Origin of the sequence: Bacillus sp. EB600 (genome assembly GCF_024494385.1) — a bacterium.
In the GTDB taxonomy this organism is placed as follows: domain Bacteria; phylum Bacillota; class Bacilli; order Bacillales; family Cytobacillaceae; genus JAEVLT01.
Window position 1 is genome coordinate 1 of record NZ_JAEVLT010000032.1, and the last position, 18,871, is coordinate 18,871.

The 18,871-nt window shown below is 39.3% G+C and carries 21 protein-coding genes and 1 rRNA gene; 21 read left to right on the forward strand and 1 reads right to left on the reverse strand.

Annotated elements, in window-relative coordinates:
- The first annotated feature begins 223 nt into the window (after positions 1–223).
- The 11 genes from rrf (at position 224) to rsmI (ending at position 7,730) form a co-directional block, all read left to right on the forward strand.
- A 5S ribosomal RNA gene (gene rrf, locus JN080_RS22140) occupies positions 224–341 on the forward strand.
- Positions 342–656: 315 nt separating this feature from the next.
- On the forward strand, positions 657–875 hold the full coding sequence (locus JN080_RS22145) for a sigma factor G inhibitor Gin (RefSeq protein ID WP_256238149.1): 219 nt from the start codon (positions 657–659) through the stop codon (positions 873–875).
- Positions 876–979: 104 nt separating this feature from the next.
- Positions 980–2,419, forward strand: a complete 1,440-nt coding sequence (locus tag JN080_RS22150) for an aminotransferase class I/II-fold pyridoxal phosphate-dependent enzyme (protein ID WP_256238150.1) — start codon at positions 980–982, stop codon at positions 2,417–2,419.
- A gap of 12 nt (positions 2,420–2,431) precedes the next feature.
- Positions 2,432–3,058, forward strand: a complete 627-nt coding sequence (gene tmk / locus JN080_RS22155) for a dTMP kinase (protein ID WP_256238151.1) — start codon at positions 2,432–2,434, stop codon at positions 3,056–3,058.
- 134 nt (positions 3,059–3,192) lie between these two features.
- The gene (locus tag JN080_RS22160) at positions 3,193–3,522 is read left to right on the forward strand and encodes a cyclic-di-AMP receptor (protein WP_256238152.1); all 330 of its coding nucleotides are present in this window, start codon (positions 3,193–3,195) and stop codon (positions 3,520–3,522) included.
- A 52-nt stretch (positions 3,523–3,574) separates the two neighbouring features.
- Complete coding sequence (gene holB / locus JN080_RS22165; protein ID WP_256238154.1) at positions 3,575–4,582, forward strand: DNA polymerase III subunit delta'; 1,008 nt, start codon at positions 3,575–3,577, stop codon at positions 4,580–4,582.
- Positions 4,575–5,402, forward strand: coding sequence for a PSP1 domain-containing protein (locus JN080_RS22170; RefSeq protein WP_256238155.1), 828 nt, complete (start codon positions 4,575–4,577; stop codon positions 5,400–5,402). The genes holB and JN080_RS22170 overlap by 8 nt, the downstream gene beginning before the upstream one ends.
- Before the next feature lie 13 nt (positions 5,403–5,415).
- On the forward strand, positions 5,416–5,796 hold the full coding sequence (yabA, locus tag JN080_RS22175; protein WP_256238156.1) for a DNA replication initiation control protein YabA: 381 nt from the start codon (positions 5,416–5,418) through the stop codon (positions 5,794–5,796).
- Between the two features lie 60 nt (positions 5,797–5,856).
- A complete protein-coding gene (locus JN080_RS22180; RefSeq protein ID WP_256238158.1) occupies positions 5,857–6,597 on the forward strand; it encodes a tRNA1(Val) (adenine(37)-N6)-methyltransferase in 741 nt (246 codons plus the stop codon).
- Positions 6,587–6,874, forward strand: coding sequence for a GIY-YIG nuclease family protein (locus tag JN080_RS22185; protein ID WP_256238159.1), 288 nt, complete (start codon positions 6,587–6,589; stop codon positions 6,872–6,874). Before JN080_RS22180 ends, JN080_RS22185 begins: the two co-directional genes overlap by 11 nt.
- Positions 6,852–7,730, forward strand: a complete 879-nt coding sequence (gene rsmI / locus JN080_RS22190; RefSeq protein WP_256238200.1) for a 16S rRNA (cytidine(1402)-2'-O)-methyltransferase — start codon at positions 6,852–6,854, stop codon at positions 7,728–7,730. The genes JN080_RS22185 and rsmI overlap by 23 nt, the downstream gene beginning before the upstream one ends.
- 55 nt (positions 7,731–7,785) lie before the next feature.
- Here rsmI and JN080_RS22195 read toward each other — a convergent pair whose 3' ends face one another.
- Positions 7,786–8,070 carry a transition state genes transcriptional regulator AbrB gene (locus tag JN080_RS22195; RefSeq protein ID WP_256238160.1) on the reverse strand — a complete coding sequence of 95 codons (285 nt, stop codon included), beginning with the start codon at positions 8,068–8,070 and terminating at the stop codon, positions 7,786–7,788.
- 545 nt (positions 8,071–8,615) lie between these two features.
- Here JN080_RS22195 and metG point away from each other — a divergent pair.
- The 10 genes from metG (at position 8,616) to purR (ending at position 18,867) form a co-directional block, all read left to right on the forward strand.
- Positions 8,616–10,571: a methionine--tRNA ligase gene (gene metG / locus JN080_RS22200; RefSeq protein ID WP_256238161.1), complete on the forward strand. Its 1,956-nt coding sequence runs from the start codon at positions 8,616–8,618 to the stop codon at positions 10,569–10,571.
- Between the two features lie 419 nt (positions 10,572–10,990).
- Positions 10,991–11,758 carry a TatD family hydrolase gene (locus JN080_RS22205; protein WP_256238162.1) on the forward strand — a complete coding sequence of 256 codons (768 nt, stop codon included), beginning with the start codon at positions 10,991–10,993 and terminating at the stop codon, positions 11,756–11,758.
- Positions 11,759–11,995: 237 nt separating this feature from the next.
- Positions 11,996–13,177: a G5 and 3D domain-containing protein gene (locus JN080_RS22210; RefSeq protein ID WP_256238163.1), complete on the forward strand. Its 1,182-nt coding sequence runs from the start codon at positions 11,996–11,998 to the stop codon at positions 13,175–13,177.
- A 256-nt stretch (positions 13,178–13,433) separates the two neighbouring features.
- Positions 13,434–13,994: a ribonuclease M5 gene (gene rnmV / locus JN080_RS22215; RefSeq protein WP_256238164.1), complete on the forward strand. Its 561-nt coding sequence runs from the start codon at positions 13,434–13,436 to the stop codon at positions 13,992–13,994.
- Positions 13,987–14,865 carry a 16S rRNA (adenine(1518)-N(6)/adenine(1519)-N(6))-dimethyltransferase RsmA gene (gene rsmA, locus JN080_RS22220; protein WP_256238165.1) on the forward strand — a complete coding sequence of 293 codons (879 nt, stop codon included), beginning with the start codon at positions 13,987–13,989 and terminating at the stop codon, positions 14,863–14,865. Before rnmV ends, rsmA begins: the two co-directional genes overlap by 8 nt.
- A 142-nt stretch (positions 14,866–15,007) precedes the next feature.
- Complete coding sequence (gene yabG / locus JN080_RS22225) at positions 15,008–15,886, forward strand: sporulation peptidase YabG (protein WP_256238166.1); 879 nt, start codon at positions 15,008–15,010, stop codon at positions 15,884–15,886.
- Positions 15,887–16,082: 196 nt separating this feature from the next.
- On the forward strand, positions 16,083–16,346 hold the full coding sequence (veg, locus tag JN080_RS22230) for a biofilm formation stimulator Veg (protein WP_256238167.1): 264 nt from the start codon (positions 16,083–16,085) through the stop codon (positions 16,344–16,346).
- A 175-nt stretch (positions 16,347–16,521) separates the two neighbouring features.
- The gene (locus JN080_RS22235) at positions 16,522–16,698 is read left to right on the forward strand and encodes a small, acid-soluble spore protein, alpha/beta type (RefSeq protein ID WP_256238168.1); all 177 of its coding nucleotides are present in this window, start codon (positions 16,522–16,524) and stop codon (positions 16,696–16,698) included.
- Between the two features lie 410 nt (positions 16,699–17,108).
- The gene (gene ispE / locus JN080_RS22240) at positions 17,109–17,978 is read left to right on the forward strand and encodes a 4-(cytidine 5'-diphospho)-2-C-methyl-D-erythritol kinase (protein ID WP_256238169.1); all 870 of its coding nucleotides are present in this window, start codon (positions 17,109–17,111) and stop codon (positions 17,976–17,978) included.
- Positions 17,979–18,033: 55 nt separating this feature from the next.
- Complete coding sequence (gene purR, locus JN080_RS22245) at positions 18,034–18,867, forward strand: pur operon repressor (protein WP_256238170.1); 834 nt, start codon at positions 18,034–18,036, stop codon at positions 18,865–18,867.
- Positions 18,868–18,871: the final 4 nt, after the last annotated feature.

Here is an 18,871-nt window from a genome sequence, read left to right on the forward strand (position 1 = left end):
TCGAAAAGCGGAAGCGTCCGGTTAGCGACGTATGGACTGGAGTGCTTCGACTGAGATAAAGGAAACACGAAGAGCGTAAGCGATTCGATGTTGACTTATCGTAGGGAGAAGTACGAAGTACACTAGTCGCTGGACGCTGGAGCTAGACAAAATGAGTAAAGCGAACTCGTTCTTATACTTCTTCTATATTATCTAGTTTTGAGGGAATGAGCCTCAAAAGTAGTCTGGTAACAATGGCGAGAAGGTCACACCCGTTCCCATACCGAACACGGAAGTTAAGCTTCTGGAGCGCCGATGGTAGTTGGGACGCAAGTCCCTGTGAGAGTAGGACGTTGCCAGGCGAATGTAGGACAACCTGATCGGGGTTGTCCTTTTTGTACGCTTAAAATTTAGAAGTTAACATGCTTTTACGCCTCACGAATGAAAAAGACATGGTTAAAAGTGTAAGCATTAATCTAAAATAGTTAAATATTTTTTAAAACAATAAGAAACTTTCATTTAAACTGAATAAAAATACAAAAAGTACGAAGTTTTGTAAGAAATGCAGAATAGACATACACCCAAATGCACGAGGTAACATAAAATAAAATGAGGGTCTAAACGAAAAAATATTCTTAAAATTGTATGCAAATAATTAACCTGGAAAGAATGGGTGTATGGAGGTGGGGAATTTGAGTTCACCATTAGTACAGCGTCAGTATGGAGAAAGGTGTGTTATTTGTGAGCAAATGAAGTCAAAAGGAATACATCTATACACATCTTTTATTTGTACTGATTGTGAAAAGGATTTAATTCATACGGAAATTAGTAATCCAAAATATAAATACTATCTAAAACAGCTTAGAAAAATAACAACTCCAGAAATATTCTCATAAACATAGTCCTTTAAGGGCTTATTTTTTTTTGAAAAAGAAAGCAGGAAACCGAATGATATATTTGTTAAAATAAATGAGACTATCAGAAGGAAGTATTAGTATATATGAATCAATTTAAAAAGCCTTTGTATAAAGCACTCACTGCCCATATTTATAATGATCCAATTTCTTTTCATGTACCGGGCCATAAATTTGGTAGGGTTTTTCCAAAAATTGAAGGTGCATTTTTTGAGAAGATATTAAAAATCGATGCAACTGAGCTGTCAGGCTTAGACGATCTCCATTCCCCCGAGGGTCCGATTTTAGAGGCAGAGTCTTTATTAGCTAATTTATATAGCGTGAAAAACAGCTTTTTTCTGATTAACGGATCAACTGCGGGAAATTTAGTGATGGTTATGTCTGTATGTGAAGAAGATGATATTGTACTAGTTCAACGAAACTGTCATAAGTCGATCTTAAATGCTTTGAAATTAGCAAAAGTAGAGCCTGTTTTTTTGGAACCAGACTATGATAAAGATTGGAAAATAGCAGTTGGAGTTGATATTCAAACGGTTAAAGAGGCTATTACAGCCTACCCAAAAGCAAAGGCACTTATATTGACATACCCTAATTATTACGGAATTGCCTATGAGCTCAAAGAAATGATCGAGCTTGCACATCAGCGCCATATTCCTGTTCTGGTCGATGAAGCACATGGTGCACATTTTATTCTCGGTGATCCCTTTCCCCCATCAGCCGTAAAGCTGGGGGCTGATTTGGTCGTACAGTCTGCTCATAAAACACTCCCCGCAATGACAATGGGGTCTTATTTACATTATAATAGTGACTTAATTGATGTTCAGATTGTAATGGAGTACTTACATATCTTCCAATCAAGCAGCCCTTCCTATCCAATTATGGCATCGTTGGATCTGGCAAGATATTATTTGGCTACCTACGAAAGCAGTGATATTGCTTTATTGGAAAAAGAAATTCAATCTTTTAAAGAAGGACTTGCTGATATTCCTAGTATTAGGGTTCTTCCCTATTCCGGTACAGGTGATCTGTTAAAGGTAACGATCCAGTCAACCTGCGGACATAGTGGACTTTCCCTTCAAAAAAGGCTTGAAGCAGTAGGGATATTCACAGAGTTAGCTGATCCTTACAACATATTGTTTGTCCTGCCGTTAGTAAAGGAAACACAAATATACCCTCTTAAAGAAGCCTTGGCAAAAATAAAAGCGGCATTTGCAGGTATTTCTTCTACACGAATGATGGAGATTATTCCTCGTAAAAACAAGCAGATTTCTTCCTTAACCGTTGGGTATAAAGAGATGAAAAATTTCGAGGTAATTGATATATCGCTATCAGAAGCGGCCGGAATGGTCGCAGCCGAAATGATAATTCCATATCCTCCGGGCATACCATTGCTTTTACAGGGTGAAAAAATTACCCAAGATAGGCTGGAAGGCTTAATAAGATTGATAAACGATCAAGCAAAATTTCAAGGTGGATCAAGCCTTAAACAAAATAAGATAAAGGTATTTGATACAAAGGAAAAATAAAGGAGTAAGTATATGACTAAGGGAATTTTTATTACATTTGAAGGGCCGGAGGGTGCTGGAAAAACAACCATTATCAGCATGCTGGCAAAAAGGCTGGAGAATTCTTTGCTAACAAGGGAACCAGGTGGAATTGATATAGCTGAACAGATTCGCAGTGTGATTTTGGCGAAGGAAAATACAGCAATGGACGCACGGACAGAAGCCCTTCTTTATGCGGCGGCAAGAAGACAGCACCTTGTCGAAAAGGTGAGGCCTGCTTTGGAGGAAGGAAAAATTGTATTATGCGATCGATTTGTTGACAGTTCACTTGCTTACCAAGGATATGCACGAGGTTTAGGGATTGAAGAGGTTCTCGGGATTAATAAGTTTGCCATTTTGGACATGATGCCTGAGCTAACGTTATATTTTGATATTGAACCTGAATTAGGTTTTCAGCGGATCAGTAAAAATAAAGGCAGGGAAGTAAACCGCCTTGATTTAGAGTCACTCGATTTTCACCATAAAGTACGTTCAGGCTACCAGCTATTATTGGAGCGTTTCCCAGAAAGGATCGTAAAAATTGATGCGTCAAGAAGTCTTGAAGAGGTGTTAGAGGACGCAGCCAAAGTTATCGAAGTTCGATTAAACAAAGAAGCCTAACCAAGGCTTCTTTTGCTTTTGAAACAGTCATTGCTTGGAGGTACCGTCAATTCTACAGAATGTATTACGATAGTAATACCTGTTATAATAAAGGCAAGTCTATATCGGTGAAACAATAACAGGAGTTGAATAAAATGAAGTTAATAGTGGCAGTTGTTCAGGACCAGGACAGTAATCGTTTATCAAAGGCATTGATGGATCATAATTTTAGAACAACGAAGCTTGCAACTACAGGGGGCTTCTTGCGGTCGGGGAACACAACCTTTTTGATCGGAACGGAAGATATCCGTGTAGATAAGGCCTTGCAGATTATTCAGGAGAATTGCAGGTCAAGGGACCAATTGGTTGCTCCGCTTTCCTCAATGGGGGGAAATGTTGACTCTTACGTTCCAAAGCCGATTGATGTGGAAGTAGGAGGAGCAACAGTGTTTGTCCTTCCAGTAGATCAGTTTCTTCACTTTTAAAAGTGGTTGATTCGGTAATATTGCTAATTTAAACGGTAAGAGAGTGATTATAGTGGAAAAAACATGGGTCCAACTTGAACAGCTTCAGCCAATAGTGTTAACAATGATGAAAAATAGTATATTGAAAAATAGGGTGGCGCATGCCTATCTATTAGAAGGCATGCGCGGGACCGGTAAACGGGAAACAGCAATGTTATTAGCGAAGTCACTGTTATGTAAAGCACCGATAGACGGCTATCAGCCATGTGAGCATTGTGTTAATTGCAAACGAGTAAATAATGGCAACCACCCGGATGTTCATATTGTTGAGCCTGATGGTTTATCAATAAAGAAACAGCAGATTAGGGAATTGCAGGAGGAGTTTTCAAAAAAAGCTGTCGAATCTACAAGAAAGATCTATATGATTGTCCATGCGGATAAAATGTCCGTTAGTGCATCTAATAGTTTATTAAAATTCCTTGAAGAACCGAGCCCTCAAACAGTTGCCTTCCTTTTAACGGAACAACTTCAGCAAATATTACCGACCATACTATCCAGGTGCCAGGTTTTATCATTTAAGCAATTACTACCAAATGTCATGGCCAAGCAATTAGTGGAAAACGGCGTTAATCCTGAAAACGCTTTGTTATTAGCGCATTTGACGAATAATCCAGAAGAGGCAATTGCATTAAATGTCGATGATTGGTTTGCACAAGCTCAAAAAATAGTGTTAAAATTATATGAAGTGTTGAAAAAAAATAGTCTTGAGGCAATGGTTCAGCTTCAAGGTGAATGGCATCAGCACTTCAAGGAAAAAGAGCAGATTGATCATGGTTTAGATCTTTTACTTCTTATTTTCAAGGATTTATTATATATACAACTAGAGAAACAAGAGCAGGTTGTTTATAAAAAGGAATTGGAGCAGTTAAGACAATCTGCTTTAAAGGTATCAAGTCGGCGTCTGGCAGAGCAGATGTCAGCGATTCTCGAGGCAAAGAGAAAGTTGCAAGCCAATATGAATTCCCAGCTGTTAATGGAACAGCTTGTGTTAAAGTTGCAGGAGGGATCTACATTTGTATGATGTTGTAGGAGTACGCTTTAAAAAAGCGGGTAAAATCTATTATTTTGATCCCGGTGACCTCTCAATTCAAAAAAACGACTTTGTGATCGTGGAAACGGTACGCGGTGTTGAACATGGCAAGGTTGTCATTGCCAAGAAACAGGTAGGCGAGCACGATATCGTCCTTCCATTGAAAAAAGTTGTTCGAATTGCAGATCAAAAGGATCGTATGATTGTTGAAGAAAACAAACAAGCTGCTGAGGAAGCCTACCAGGTTTGCAATGAAAAGGTGAATGAGCATCAGCTCGATATGAAGCTAGTTGATGTTGAATATACATTTGATCGAAATAAAATTATCTTTTACTTTACTGCGGACGGCAGGGTTGACTTTCGTGAACTTGTAAAAGATTTAGCAGCAATATTCCGGACAAGAATTGAACTGCGTCAGATTGGTGTCCGGGATGAGGCCAAGATGTTAGGTGGGATTGGTCCATGTGGAAGAATGCTTTGTTGTTCTACATTTTTAGGTGATTTTGATCCGGTTTCAATTAAAATGGCCAAGGATCAAAACTTATCTTTGAATCCTACCAAGATTTCTGGTTTATGTGGAAGACTAATGTGCTGTTTGAAGTATGAAAATGATGAGTATGAAACAGCAAAGGAGCAGCTTCCTGATCTAGGAGAAATCATTGCCACTCCACACGGTACGGGTAAAGTCGTGGGATTAAATTTATTAGAGCGAGTACTTCAGGTGGAGCTAAAGGAACAAGATCGTGTTCTCGAATATACATTGGATGAAATCATTAAAGAGGGCGCCTTTTCTATACAATCCACAGAGTAATGAGGTGGAAGACGTGGATAAAAAAGAAATCTTTGATTCAGTAAGTAATATGGAAACCCAGATTGGTAATCTTTATCAACAGCTTGGAGAATTTAAGACGCATTTAGCTGAAATACTAGAGGAGAATCAATCGCTAAAGCTTGAAAATGAGAACTTAAGACACCTTCTAGCTTCAACAGGAAAACTTGAAGACAAGAAAAGATCGGAAAAAGGCAATGGGAACAGTCATGCTGAACATCCGGTGGTATTGGATAAACCTTTTGATATTGGTGAGGGGTATGATAATCTTGCCCGTCTTTACCATGAAGGCTTTCATATTTGCAGCTTACATTTTGGAAGCCTGCGAAAAGAGGGAGATTGTCTATTCTGTCTTTCTTTTCTCAACAAAAAATAATTGGACGCCTTCCTATTAGGAAGGCTATTTTTTACATCTTTTGAGGAGAATGTTACATCTATGGTTAATTTAAAAGATGATGAACGATTAGACTATTTGCTTGCAGAGGATTTAAGGATCATCCAAAGTCCATCTGTATTTGCATTTTCGATTGATGCTGTGTTATTAGCGCGATTTGTTTATGTCCCGATTCAAAAGGGCAACCTAATTGACCTATGCAGCGGTAATGGTGTGATTCCGTTTTTTTTAAGTACACGGACAAAAGGAAACATAACTGGAGTTGAGATTCAAGAACGTTTATTTGATATGGCGCAAAGAAGTATTGAATATAACAGTCTTAAGGGTCAACTACAGATGATTCACGGTGATATTAAAGATATGCCCGAATTGCTTGGGTTTGGTAAATATGATGTTGTAACATGCAATCCCCCATACTTTGTTACGCCATCGACGGGGGAAATAAATTTAAATGAGCATCTTGCGATTGCCAGGCATGAGATTTTATGTACACTGGAGGATGCGGTGCGGGTATCGGGCCAATTGGTTAGACAAGGTGGTAAAGTTGCCTTTGTTCATCGGCCTGGGAGGTTAATCGAGATGGTTAGCCTGATGAAGCAGTATCGACTAGAGCCGAAGAGAATTCAATTTGTATACCCGAAAGAGGGTAAGGAAGCAAATACCCTATTGATTGAAGCCACAAAGGATGGCAGTCCTGATTTAAAAGTTTTACCTCCCTTGTATGTTTATAATGAAAAAAATGAATACACAAAGGAGATTCGCGAGATTTTATATGGAGAATAATCAACATTTTTTTTATGTATTAACGTGTAAGGACGGAAGTTTTTATGGAGGCTACACCAATAATTTGGAACGCCGTATTAAGCTTCATAACGAAGGCAAGGGTGCTAAATACACAAGGGGACGAGGCCCTGTTACATTGACATACTATCAAGGCTTTTCAAGCAAAAGCGAGGCATTAAAGGCTGAATATCACTTTAAGCAGTTTACGCGAAAACAAAAAATTGAGTTTTTAAAAGAGGAAATGGGTGAATATGATGTGGCAGCAAAAAAGCTTTGAAAATGAAGACCAGAAGGGCATTCTTTATTTAGTCCCAACCCCGATTGGAAATTTAGAGGATATGAGTTTCCGGGCGATCAGATTATTAAAGGAAGCTGATTTTATTGCCGCAGAGGATACAAGGAATACGAAAAAGCTATGCAACTATTTTGAAATAAAGACGCCAATTATCAGCTATCATGAACATAATAAAGAATCCAGTGGGTTTAAACTTATGGAGAAGTTAAAAGAAGGCGTAAAAATTGCGCTTGTCAGTGATGCCGGCATGCCGACGATATCTGATCCAGGCTATGAGCTGGTTGCGGCTGCGGTGGAGGAAGGGCTGACAGTGGTTCCATTGCCTGGGGCCAACGCCGCTATGACTGCCCTAATTGCGTCGGGACTGCCTTGCCAGCCATTTTATTTTTATGGCTTTTTAAATCGGCAGAAAAGGGAAAAGAAAAAGGAGTTAGAACAATTAAAAAAACAAACAGCAACGATTATTTTATATGAATCCCCACATCGCCTTAAGGAAACCTTGGCCACGATAAAGGCGACTTTCGGTGACCGTAAAATCGTTCTTTGTCGAGAATTGACCAAAAAATATGAGGAATTTATTAGAGGCACAATATCAGAGGCAGTTTCCTGGGCTGACAACGAGGAAATCCGCGGTGAATTTTGCTTGATTGTTGAGGGTGCAGATGAACTTGATGATGAAGAAGAGGCAAGCTGGTGGGAACAGCTAACTGTTGAAGAGCATGTAAATCATTATATTTCAACCCAAAACATTTCATCGAAGGAAGCAATCAAGCTGACAGCAAAAGACCGTGGCTTACATAAAAGAGACGTTTATCAAGTATTTCATATCGAAAACTAAAAAAGCTTCTCCATTTTGGAGAAGCTTTTTTAGTACGTTCCTTAATTCTTTGTTATTAGTTAGCTAGGTTAAAATTCTCTTTAATTTCTTTTAGAAGCTGTTCTGCACCTTCACGGCTAAGAATTAACTTACCGCCAGCTAAAGATAGGTTATCATCTGAAACTTCACCAGTTACTTGGCAAGTCATGTTTGGTTTATATTTCTTTAAGATAATGCGTTCATCGTCAACATATATTTCAAGAGCATCCTTTTCGGCGATGCCTAGAGTACGTCTTAATTCGATGGGAATAACGACACGGCCTAATTCGTCAACCTTACGTACAATACCAGTAGATTTCATATTGTGAATCTCCTCTCAAAATGTTCAATATTATCTCTCTATTTTTTAATTCGTCAATATTCGACAAATTTCTCTTACTTCTATAATACCAGCCATTCCCAAATCCGTCAATTATTTTATTCTGAAAATAATATTAGAATTTGATTAGAAACAAACAAATGCTAATATAGCGGGGTTTCGTAGTTTATACAGAAGAAAATTTGGTATTCATTAATTGGAAAAAATAAAAGTGCTTTTTTGGTATCAATTCAAAGAGTTTCGACAAGGTTTTAGATATTTTGCACTTACCATATACTATTCAAACGCCATTCGTTGTTATTGGGGGTAATTTGAATTTTTTTACATAATGACTTGAGGTGCTGCGATGTTGCAGAAAATGCCATCTTTCGGTATATTTTGCAGTATAATAATTATATTCATTTTGCACAAAATTGTATTTTAGTTGAAAGCCTGGTAGTAATGGTTTGACTTACTTTTTAGAATTAGCTAAATAAGGCAATAATGTTGCAATAGGGATCGATTATCAATATTTGAGGAGGATACATATGGAGGAGAAGTTAAAAACCTTTTACCTGACAACGCCAATTTATTATCCGAGTGGAAATTTACATATAGGTCACGCCTATACAACGGTTGCTGGTGATGCAATGGCGCGATATAAGCGCCTTCGTGGTTATGATGTTATGTATTTGACTGGTACGGATGAACACGGGCAAAAAATCCAACGGAAAGCGGAAGAAAAGGGGGTTACCCCACAACAATATGTAGATGAGATTGTCAGCGGTATTCAAGAACTGTGGAAAAAATTGGATATATCGTACAATGACTTTATTCGGACAACTCAAGATCGTCATAAACAAGTTGTTGAGAAAATCTTTGCAAGGCTGCTTGAGCAAGGTGACATTTATCTTGATCAATATGAAGGCTGGTACTGTACTCCTTGTGAATCGTTTTATACTGACAGACAGCTTGTTGAAGGAAACTGCCCGGATTGCGGCAGACCAGTTGAGAAAGTGAAAGAAGAGTCATACTTTTTCAGAATGAGCAAGTATGTCGACCGCTTGCTTCAATATTACGAGGAAAATCCGGAATTTATTCAGCCCGAGTCCCGTAAGAATGAAATGATTAATAACTTTATCAAACCAGGGTTGGAGGATTTAGCTGTTTCCCGAACAACGTTTGATTGGGGAATTAAAGTACCTGGTGATCCAAAGCACGTCATTTATGTATGGATAGATGCATTGTCGAATTATATTACCGCCCTTGGATACGGTACGGAAAATGATGCGAAGTATGTAAAGTATTGGCCTGCAGACGTTCATATTGTTGGAAAAGAAATTGTTCGGTTCCACACCATCTATTGGCCAATTATGTTAATGGCCTTAGATCTTCCGCTTCCAAAGAAGGTTTTTGCCCATGGCTGGCTTTTGATGAAGGATGGAAAAATGTCCAAATCAAAAGGGAATGTTGTTGATCCGGTTACATTAATTGACCGCTATGGTCTTGATGCATTACGTTATTACTTATTAAGAGAGGTTCCATTCGGTGCAGACGGCGTTTTTACACCAGAGGGCTTTGTTGAAAGAATTAATTTTGATTTAGCTAATGACCTAGGGAATTTGTTGAATCGGACAGTTGCGATGATTAACAGATATTTTGATGGTGTTATTCCTGATTACTCCAATTCAACTGAGGAATATGATTCCGCCCTACTTAAAATGAACCGTGAAGTGGTTTCTAATTATGAAGAAGCTATGGAGAAAATGGAGTTTTCAGTCGCATTGACTTCTATTTGGCAATTAGTAAGCAGGAGCAATAAATATATTGATGAAACACAGCCGTGGAATTTAGCAAAAGATGAAGAAAATAAACCGCGGCTTGCAAGTGTAATGGTTCATTTAGCTGAGTCATTACGCAGAATTGCTGTTCTTCTTCAGCCGTTTCTAACCCGTACGCCTAATGAGATTTTCAAGCAATTAGGCATCAATGACGAGACCCTTACAACATGGGAAAGCCTTGAACAGTTTGGTTTGATCGCTAGTGGTACGAAAGTAGAAAAGGGACAGCCTATTTTTCCAAGGCTTGAAATTGAGGAAGAGGTAGCATTCATTAAAACGAAAATGCAAGGACCTGCAGCTCCTGTTGAAGAAAAGAAAGAAGAAAAGCCAGAAGAGCTTGCTGAAATTTCCATTGATGATTTCATGAAAGTCGATTTACGTGTAGCAGAGGTTACAGCCTGTGAACCAGTTAAAAAAGCAGATAAGCTTTTGAAGCTCCAGCTAGACCTTGGGTATGAAAAACGCCAGGTCGTATCAGGAATTGCCCAATACTACAAACCAGAGGAATTAGTTGGACGGAAGGTCATTTGTATTACCAATTTAAAACCTGTGAAGCTGCGCGGAGAACTTTCACAGGGGATGATTTTGGCTGGTTCTAAAGATGGCCAGCTATCAATCGCCACTGTCGATCAAACACTGCCAAACGGCTCGAAGGTAAAGTAGGCTTCGAAATTTGAGAAATGTCTAGCGGCGGTGCCTAGCGACTAGTAGACTTCGCCCATCTCCCTACGATGAGTCAAGCACGAACGCGCTAATGCGCTTCGTGTTTCCTTTGCCGCGTATTAACGGGCAGTAAATTCTCAACTGCCCGTTAATACGCGGTTATAGGAACACAGACTAAAACCGCCACATCCTGTGGCAACGTCTGCGTGACCCACTTCCTGTGGGCCGCAACTAACAATCAGCGAGGAAAACATTCGCTGATTGAAGGTTCGCCTTATCTCAGTCGATGTGCTTCAGTCTATACGTCGCTAAACGGGCTCCTCCGCTTTTCGTTTGAAATGTTCCACGTGTAACAATTTTCGGGACATTTCTATTTTTTTAGCTATGATTGGCAAGAAAAATTGTAAAGGAGCATTATGATGTTATTTGATACACATGCCCATTTAAATGCGGAAGAGTATAAGGATGATTTAGATGAAGTGATAGCCCGGGCACAGGAGGCAGGTGTAACCCATATGGTTGTCGTTGGCTTTGACCGTCCGACAATTGAAAAAGCAATGGAGTTGGTGGACCGCTTTGATTTTCTATATGCAAGTGTTGGTTGGCATCCAGTCGATGCTATTGACATGACGGAAGAAGATTTAGTCTGGATTGAAGAACTTGCTGCTCATCCAAAGGTTGTTGCCCTTGGAGAAATGGGCTTAGATTATCATTGGGATAAGTCACCAAAAGATATTCAGAAAGTTGTATTTCGAAAACAAATACAGTTAGCCAGAAAAGTGCATTTGCCGGTTATAATTCATAACCGTGAGGCGACCGCTGACATAATCGAAATTCTAAAGGAAGAGAAGGCTGACGAAGTAGGGGGGATTATGCACTGTTTTAGCGGAAGTCCTGAAATTGCGCAGGAATGTGTAAATATGAACTTTTATATCTCGTTGGGTGGACCAGTAACATTTAAAAACGCAAAAAGACCAAAGGAGGTTGCAGCTGAGATTCCTTTAGATAAACTTTTAATTGAAACAGACTGTCCATATCTAACCCCTCACCCATACCGTGGCAAGCGAAATGAACCTGGTTATGTAAAATTGGTTGCTGAACAAATAGCAGAGATAAAAGGAATTACATATGAGGAAGTTGCTGAAGTAACTTCAAAAAACGCCAAAAAATTTTTCGGCATAAACTGACAGTAAATATTGTCGAAAATGAATGAAGCTTGTCTCAATTTTTGTTAAAACTAGAAGTTCTACACGCCTCCTTTACCTCATAGGATGATTGTGTCGAAGAGTTTTTCTTTGCAATTTGTCCAAAACTCTGCATAATTAGAACTAATATTTAGGCAAATGCAAGGGATAACCGCCGACAACACGTCTTTTAAATAATTACTCCGAGAAAGGGAGGCGTTTTTCATCGTATTCAAAAACATGAAAAACCTGTTTTCCAAGTCTTTGAGTAGCAAGAAAGTGGCCATTGCTTTTGCTAGTTTCGTAGTTTTTGCAGCTGCAGTAGGAATTTTTTGGAGTGAAAGTACTAAAAAATCGGTTGCACTTACTTTGAATAGCAAGCAAAAAGTTGTGAGAACACACGCAGATACAGTTCAAGAATTACTCGATGAACAAAATGTATCAGTACACTCAAAAGACTATGTTTTTCCAAAGGCAAGCACAAAGTTGAAAAACAACTTGAAAATTGTCTGGAAACAAGCAAAACAGGTTGAAATTGTCAAAGACAACGAGAAGAAAACGGTTTGGACTACAGCCGATACGGTTGCTGAGTTACTAAAAGAGCAGAAAATTACTTTGAAAACACATGATCAAATCATACCCAAGCCGTTACAACCAATCAAGGCCAAAATGATGGTCCACCTTAAAGTGGCAAAATCCCTTACATTGGTGGATGGTGGAAATCAACAACAAATCTGGTCCACTTCGACTACGGTCGCTGACTTTTTGAAGCAACAAGGCATTAAACTAAATGATTTAGACCGAGTTGAACCGTCAATGAATGAGACAGTAAAAGAGAATGATGTAATTAATGTCATTCGAGTAGAAAAGGTCACCGATGTGGTGGAAGAACCAATCCAGTTTGCAGTTGTCTCGCAAATGGATCCAAACTTAGACAAAGGATCAGAAAAAACATTGGTTGAAGGGGTAAATGGTGTTAATTCAAAGCAATATGAAGTCACCCTAGAAAACGGAAAAGAAGTTTTACGAAATTTGATCAGTACCAATTTGGTAAAAGAGAAGCAAGATAAAGTCGTGGCTGTCGGAGCTAAAGAATTGTCTAATCAGGTTTCCCGTGGACAAGACAACGGTGGAAATGAGTACTATGTGAGTGCAACTGCCTATACGGCGGATTGCAATGGCTGTTCAGGCAATACCGCAACTGGGCTGAATTTACGTGCCAACCCAAATGCTAAGGTGATCGCAGTCGATCCGAGAATAATCCCATTGGGATCAAAGGTGTATGTCGATGGTTATGGATATGCGATTGCAGCTGATACTGGAGGAGCAATAAAAGGATACAAGATTGATGTTTTCATATCTTCAAAAGCAGAAGCCTACCGTTGGGGATTAAAAAAGGTCAAAATTACGGTATTGAATTAATTTATGGACAGAGGGGGATCCTCTGTTTTTTTTTGCTTTTTGTAAAAATTTCTTTATACTTACATCTATGGTGTTTAAACATTGTTTATAAAATGATCTTACTTCATCTTATGAGCATTTTCAAGTGTTTATACGCCTAAGATTACAAAAATATTTCATTTTTTTATCATTTATTTCACGATAATTTTTTGTGTCTATAAATACATAGAATGCCTGCTTATAAATCCTGCGTTAGGCTTACTAGTTGGAGGATCGTATGAAGATAAAAGAGATCATTGTAGTAGAAGGTAAAGACGATACAACGGCCATAAAGAGGGCTGTAGATGCTGATACAATTGAAACAAATGGTTCAGCACTAAACCAGGATACAATCGAAAAAGTTAAATTGGCCCAAAAAACAAGGGGAGTAATTATTTTTACTGATCCAGACTATCCCGGTGAAAAAATAAGAAAAACAATTACTGAAAAGGTACCAGGCTGTAAGCATGCATTTTTAACAAAAGAAGTGGCCATCAGTAAAAATGGAAAGAAACTTGGGGTGGAGCATGCTGAACCTAATGTCATAAGAGAGGCGTTGAAAGATGCTCAATTGATGCATGACGAAATCTCAGAGGAAATTACCCAGGAAGATTTATTAATAGCAGGCTTGATTGGTGGCCCAGGAGCGAAAGAAAGAAGGATACAGCTTGGAAAGCTATTAAAAATTGGATACACAAATGGGAAGCAGCTGCATAAGCGTTTAATGATGTTTCAGATTAGTAAGGAGACATTTGCTGCTGCCCTCGCTGTAATAGGACGGGAGGAACAAAATGGATAAAGATATTGCAACACCAATAAGGACCAGGGGAATTCTTGAAAAGTATGGGTTTTCATTTAAAAAGAGTCTTGGCCAAAACTTTTTGATTGACACTAATATCTTAAAAAGAATTGTTGATTTCGCTGAGTTGAGTGAAGATATCGGAGCGATTGAAATCGGGCCAGGGATAGGAGCATTGACTGAACAGCTTGCCCGCTCCAGTAAAAAGGTAGTTGCGTTTGAAATTGACCAGCGCCTGCTGCCAATTTTAGCAGAAACACTTTCTCCCTATTCTAACGTAAAGGTGATTCATCAAGACGTATTAAAAGCAGATGTGGCAAAGGTTATTGATGAGGAATTTACTGATTGTAAAGATATAATGGTCGTTGCCAATTTGCCGTATTATGTGACGACCCCAATCATTATGAAAATCATTGAGGAGCATCTCCCGATTCGCGGTATTGTTGTGATGCTGCAAAAGGAAGTGGCAGACAGAATTTCTGCTAAACCAGGAACGAAGGATTATGGGTCTCTTTCGATAGCCATTCAGTATTATACAAAGGCTGAAACGGTTATGATTGTGCCTAAAACTGTTTTTGTGCCGCAGCCGAATGTTGATTCAGCGGTTGTTAGATTAACGAGGCTGGAGGAGCCTGCTGTTAGTGTCAAAGATGAGGATTTCTTTTTCCAAGTGACGAGGGCGAGCTTTGCCCAGAGGAGAAAGACGCTGTTAAATAATTTAACAAGTCAACTGCCTGACGGAAAAGAAAAGAAAGAGAACATTGTAACTGCATTACATGCAAGCGGAATTGATCCTGGCAGAAGGGGTGAAACGCTCTCGCTGGAGGAATTTGGCCGTTTAAGTGATGAATTATATCCGCTTTTTCACTAAGACCTTTTAAAGGTCTTTTTTTGTAGGTGAAACGGGCGCTTCCGCTTTTCTTTTCACAAGTCCTCTACCTTTTGCATAGCCTATGATAGAATACTTTTCTTAATTGGAAGGCCTATTGTTTGGTCTTATTGGAGTGACGACAGTGGATATTAAGTTGATGGATATTGTCGCAAGAAGGTCATATAACTGTGATATTTTGTTTAGGGTAATCGATATTACTGAAACAAATGGTCAAAAAACAGCAATCCTCTATGGAGAGGATTATCGCCTTGTTGCCGATGCTCCGTGTGAGGATTTAGTTACCATAAATCAAAGTGAACGGAACAAGTTTACACAGGAATACAGATCATTAGAAGAGCAATCCTTTCGACTTTTTGCTCAGGATATAGATTTATTAAAACAGCGTCAGGAATATGAAACAACGGGTGGATATGCAAAACAATCAAATTATTTTCAAATTCCTGGTAAGGTTCTTCACTTGGATGGAGATGAAGCCTATTTAAAAAAGTGTTTAACTGTATATGAAAAGATAGGTATACCTGTGTTTGGAATGCACTGTAATGAAAAGGAAATGCCGCAAAAGATTGGACAATTGCTTGATTATTATCGTCCTGATATTCTTGTCATTACGGGACATGATGCCTACTCAAGGGCAAAAGGCAAAATCACAGACATTAATGCTTACCGCCATTCAAAGCATTTTGTTCAAGCAGTTATAGAAGCGCGAAGGAAGACTCCCCATTTGGATCAGTTGGTGATTTTTGCAGGAGCCTGCCAATCACATTTTGAATCGCTAATCCATGCAGGAGCAAATTATGCGAGTTCACCCGCGCGGATTAACATTCATGCGCTGGACCCGGTTTATATTGTGGCAAAGATCAGCCTTACCCCATTTATGGAGCGTATTAACGTTTGGGATGTATTACGAAACACACTAACAGGTGAAAAGGGACTTGGAGGCATTGAAACAAAGGGTGTACTACGGACAGGGATGCCCTATCGGCCCGTTTATGATGAGTAACAGCAAGATGGCCTCTGCTTTTTTTTGTAATAACACATATTCTTTTCCTTTTAAGGTAAAGCTATAAATGTTGAAATTTAAAAGAAAAAGTAGAACGAAATTTGTTGACAATCTTTTTACTGTCTTGATATAATTTATGTTTTTGATTGACAGAATTGTGTCAGCGTGTTATACTTTACATCGTGAGGTGGACCGAATGCCAAAGACCTTAGCCGATATTAAATTGTCACTTGATTCGAATTTAGGAAAAAGGCTTTTACTAAAAGCAAACGGAGGACGCAGGAAAACAATTGAACGTTCCGGTGTCTTAGCTGAAACTTATCCGTCTGTTTTTGTAATTGAGTTGGACCAGGATGAAAATGCTTTTGAACGTGTTTCATACAGCTATGCCGATGTACTAACGGAAACAGTTCAAATTACATTCTTTGAAGATGCAGCAGGACAGGTAGCTTTAAGCTAAATATTCTTCTTTACCGAGCAGTAAACATTGGTTTACTGCTTTTTACTTTTTACGTCTAGTTCCAGCGCCCAGCGACTAGTGTACTAACCGGGCGCTTACACTTTTGTTTTTTACGGATAATATATTGCCAGCATAACAAACTAATAAGGCCGTGAATGATGAAAGGGGTTTTTAGATGGGCAGAAGAAGAGGTGTTATGTCCGATCGTTTTAAAGAGGAGCTTGCAAAGGAGCTAGGTTTCTATGATGTCGTCAGGCAAGAGGGTTGGGGCGGCATCAGGGCAAGGGATGCAGGAAATATGGTGAAGCGGGCGATTGAGCTTGCAGAACAGCAGCTTTTGAATAAACGCTAAAACCAATCCAATCACACTCTAGATAGACGCACACTCACTTCTAGTTGCTTATAACAACAAACATTCATCACGGCAAAGACCAGGGAGTTTCCCTGGTCTTTTACTGTTTTGGAGGGCTAAACGGGTCACTTTCACTTTTCTATTGTCTAGCTACAGCGCCCACCCACTTCCTATGGGCCGCAACTAACAATCAGTGAGAAAAACATTCGCTGATTGAAGTTTCACCTTATCTCAGTCAGTGTGCTTCAGTCCCTACCCCGCTTAACGGCCGCTTTCGCTTTTCTTTCATTAATGCTAAAATAAGTTATTTGAATGACAATATTGTATGATTGTCTTGCTTTTGGTCTATTGTGATAAAATAAGACAAAAAATGCATGGAACGTGGATAATTTAAAAGTAGGTGGACTTGTGTGAAGCTTTTAGTAAAAGCACCGGCAAAAATCAATCTTTCATTAGATGTTTTACATAAACGCTCTGACGGTTATCATGAGGTAGAAATGATCATGACTACCATTGATCTGGCAGATCGAATTGAACTCAAATTACTTAATGAAGATAGAATTAAAATCGTATCCCATAATCGCTTTGTACCTGATGATCAGCGCAACTTGGCTTATCAAGCGGCCCAGCTTTTAAAAGAACGATTTCAAGTGAAAAAAGGTGTAATGATTGCGATTGATAAGATCATTCCAGTTGCGGCGGGTTTGGCAGGAGGTTCAAGTGACGCTGCTGCGACTTTAAGGGGTCTTAATAAGCTATGGGGCCTTGGTCTGACATTAGCAGAATTGGCGGAAATTGGTTCTGAAATTGGCTCGGATGTTTCATTTTGTGTATTTGGAGGGACGGCCCTTGCAAAAGGACGTGGTGAAATGATTACTGAACTTCCGGCACCACCGACATGCTGGGTTATTTTGGCAAAACCATTTATTGGCGTGTCAACTGCAGAAGTATATCGACGTCTTGACTTAAAAAGTGTGATACATCCTAATATTAGTGAAATGATAAAAGGGATTGAAAGGAATGATTACCGTCGGGTTTGCCAAAATGTTGGGAATGTCCTAGAGGAAGTCACCTTACATCTTCACCCGGAGGTAGCCCAAATTAAGGAACAAATGAAGCGCTTTGGGGCAGACGCAGTGTTAATGAGCGGCAGCGGTCCTACTGTTTTTGGGATTGTTCAGCATGATTCCAGAATGCACCGAATCTATAATGGATTAAGAGGGTTCTGCGATCAGGTCTTTGCTGTCAGGATGTTAGGTGATCGGTTTCCTCTTGATTAAACCCGTACAATAGTGATATATTTATTATAGAACATTCGGTTTTTGGAGGTTAACTATGAAATTTCGTCGCAGTGAACGCCTAATTGATATGACGAATTATTTGCTGGAGCACCCTAATAAACTTGTTTCATTGACTTTTTTTGCTGATCGATATACATCAGCTAAGTCATCCATTAGTGAGGATTTGGCTATAGTAAAAGAGACATTTGAACAGAGGGGAATTGGAACACTCCAAACGGTCCCGGGAGCAGCGGGTGGTGTCAGGTTCTTTGTGAAGGTCAGTGAGGAAAAAGCGAAGCCATTTGTCAAAAAACTATGTAATCTGATTGGAAGCTCTGATCGATTATTACCAGGGGGATACTTGTATTTAACGGATATCCTTGGGGATCCTGCCATTGTTCAAAAGGCAGGCCGAATCATTGCCTCCGCCTATGCAAACGCCAAAATTGATGTTGTTGTGACTGTTGCAACAAAGGGTATTCCACTCGCATATGCAGTCGCAAGTCAGCTAAATGCTCCTGTTGTCATTGTTAGGCGTGACAGTAAGGTAACCGAAGGGCCAACTGTTAGTATCAACTATGTGTCCGGATCCTCCAAACGAATTCAAACAATGGTCTTGGCAAAGAGAAGTCTTGCTCAAAACTCAAATGTCTTAATTGTTGATGATTTTATGAAGGCAGGCGGAACGGTAAGGGGAATGATCAATCTACTTGAGGAATTTAACGCAAATGTTGCGGGAATTGCTGTACTAGTAGAGGCCGAAAAAATTGAAGAACGGCTAGTTGATGAATACTTATCATTAGTAAAGCTTGCAGATGTAGATGTAAAGGAAAAAAGAATTAGCGTTCATGAAGGAAATTTCTTTTTAAAAAGGAATAGGGAGGTTTAATTGA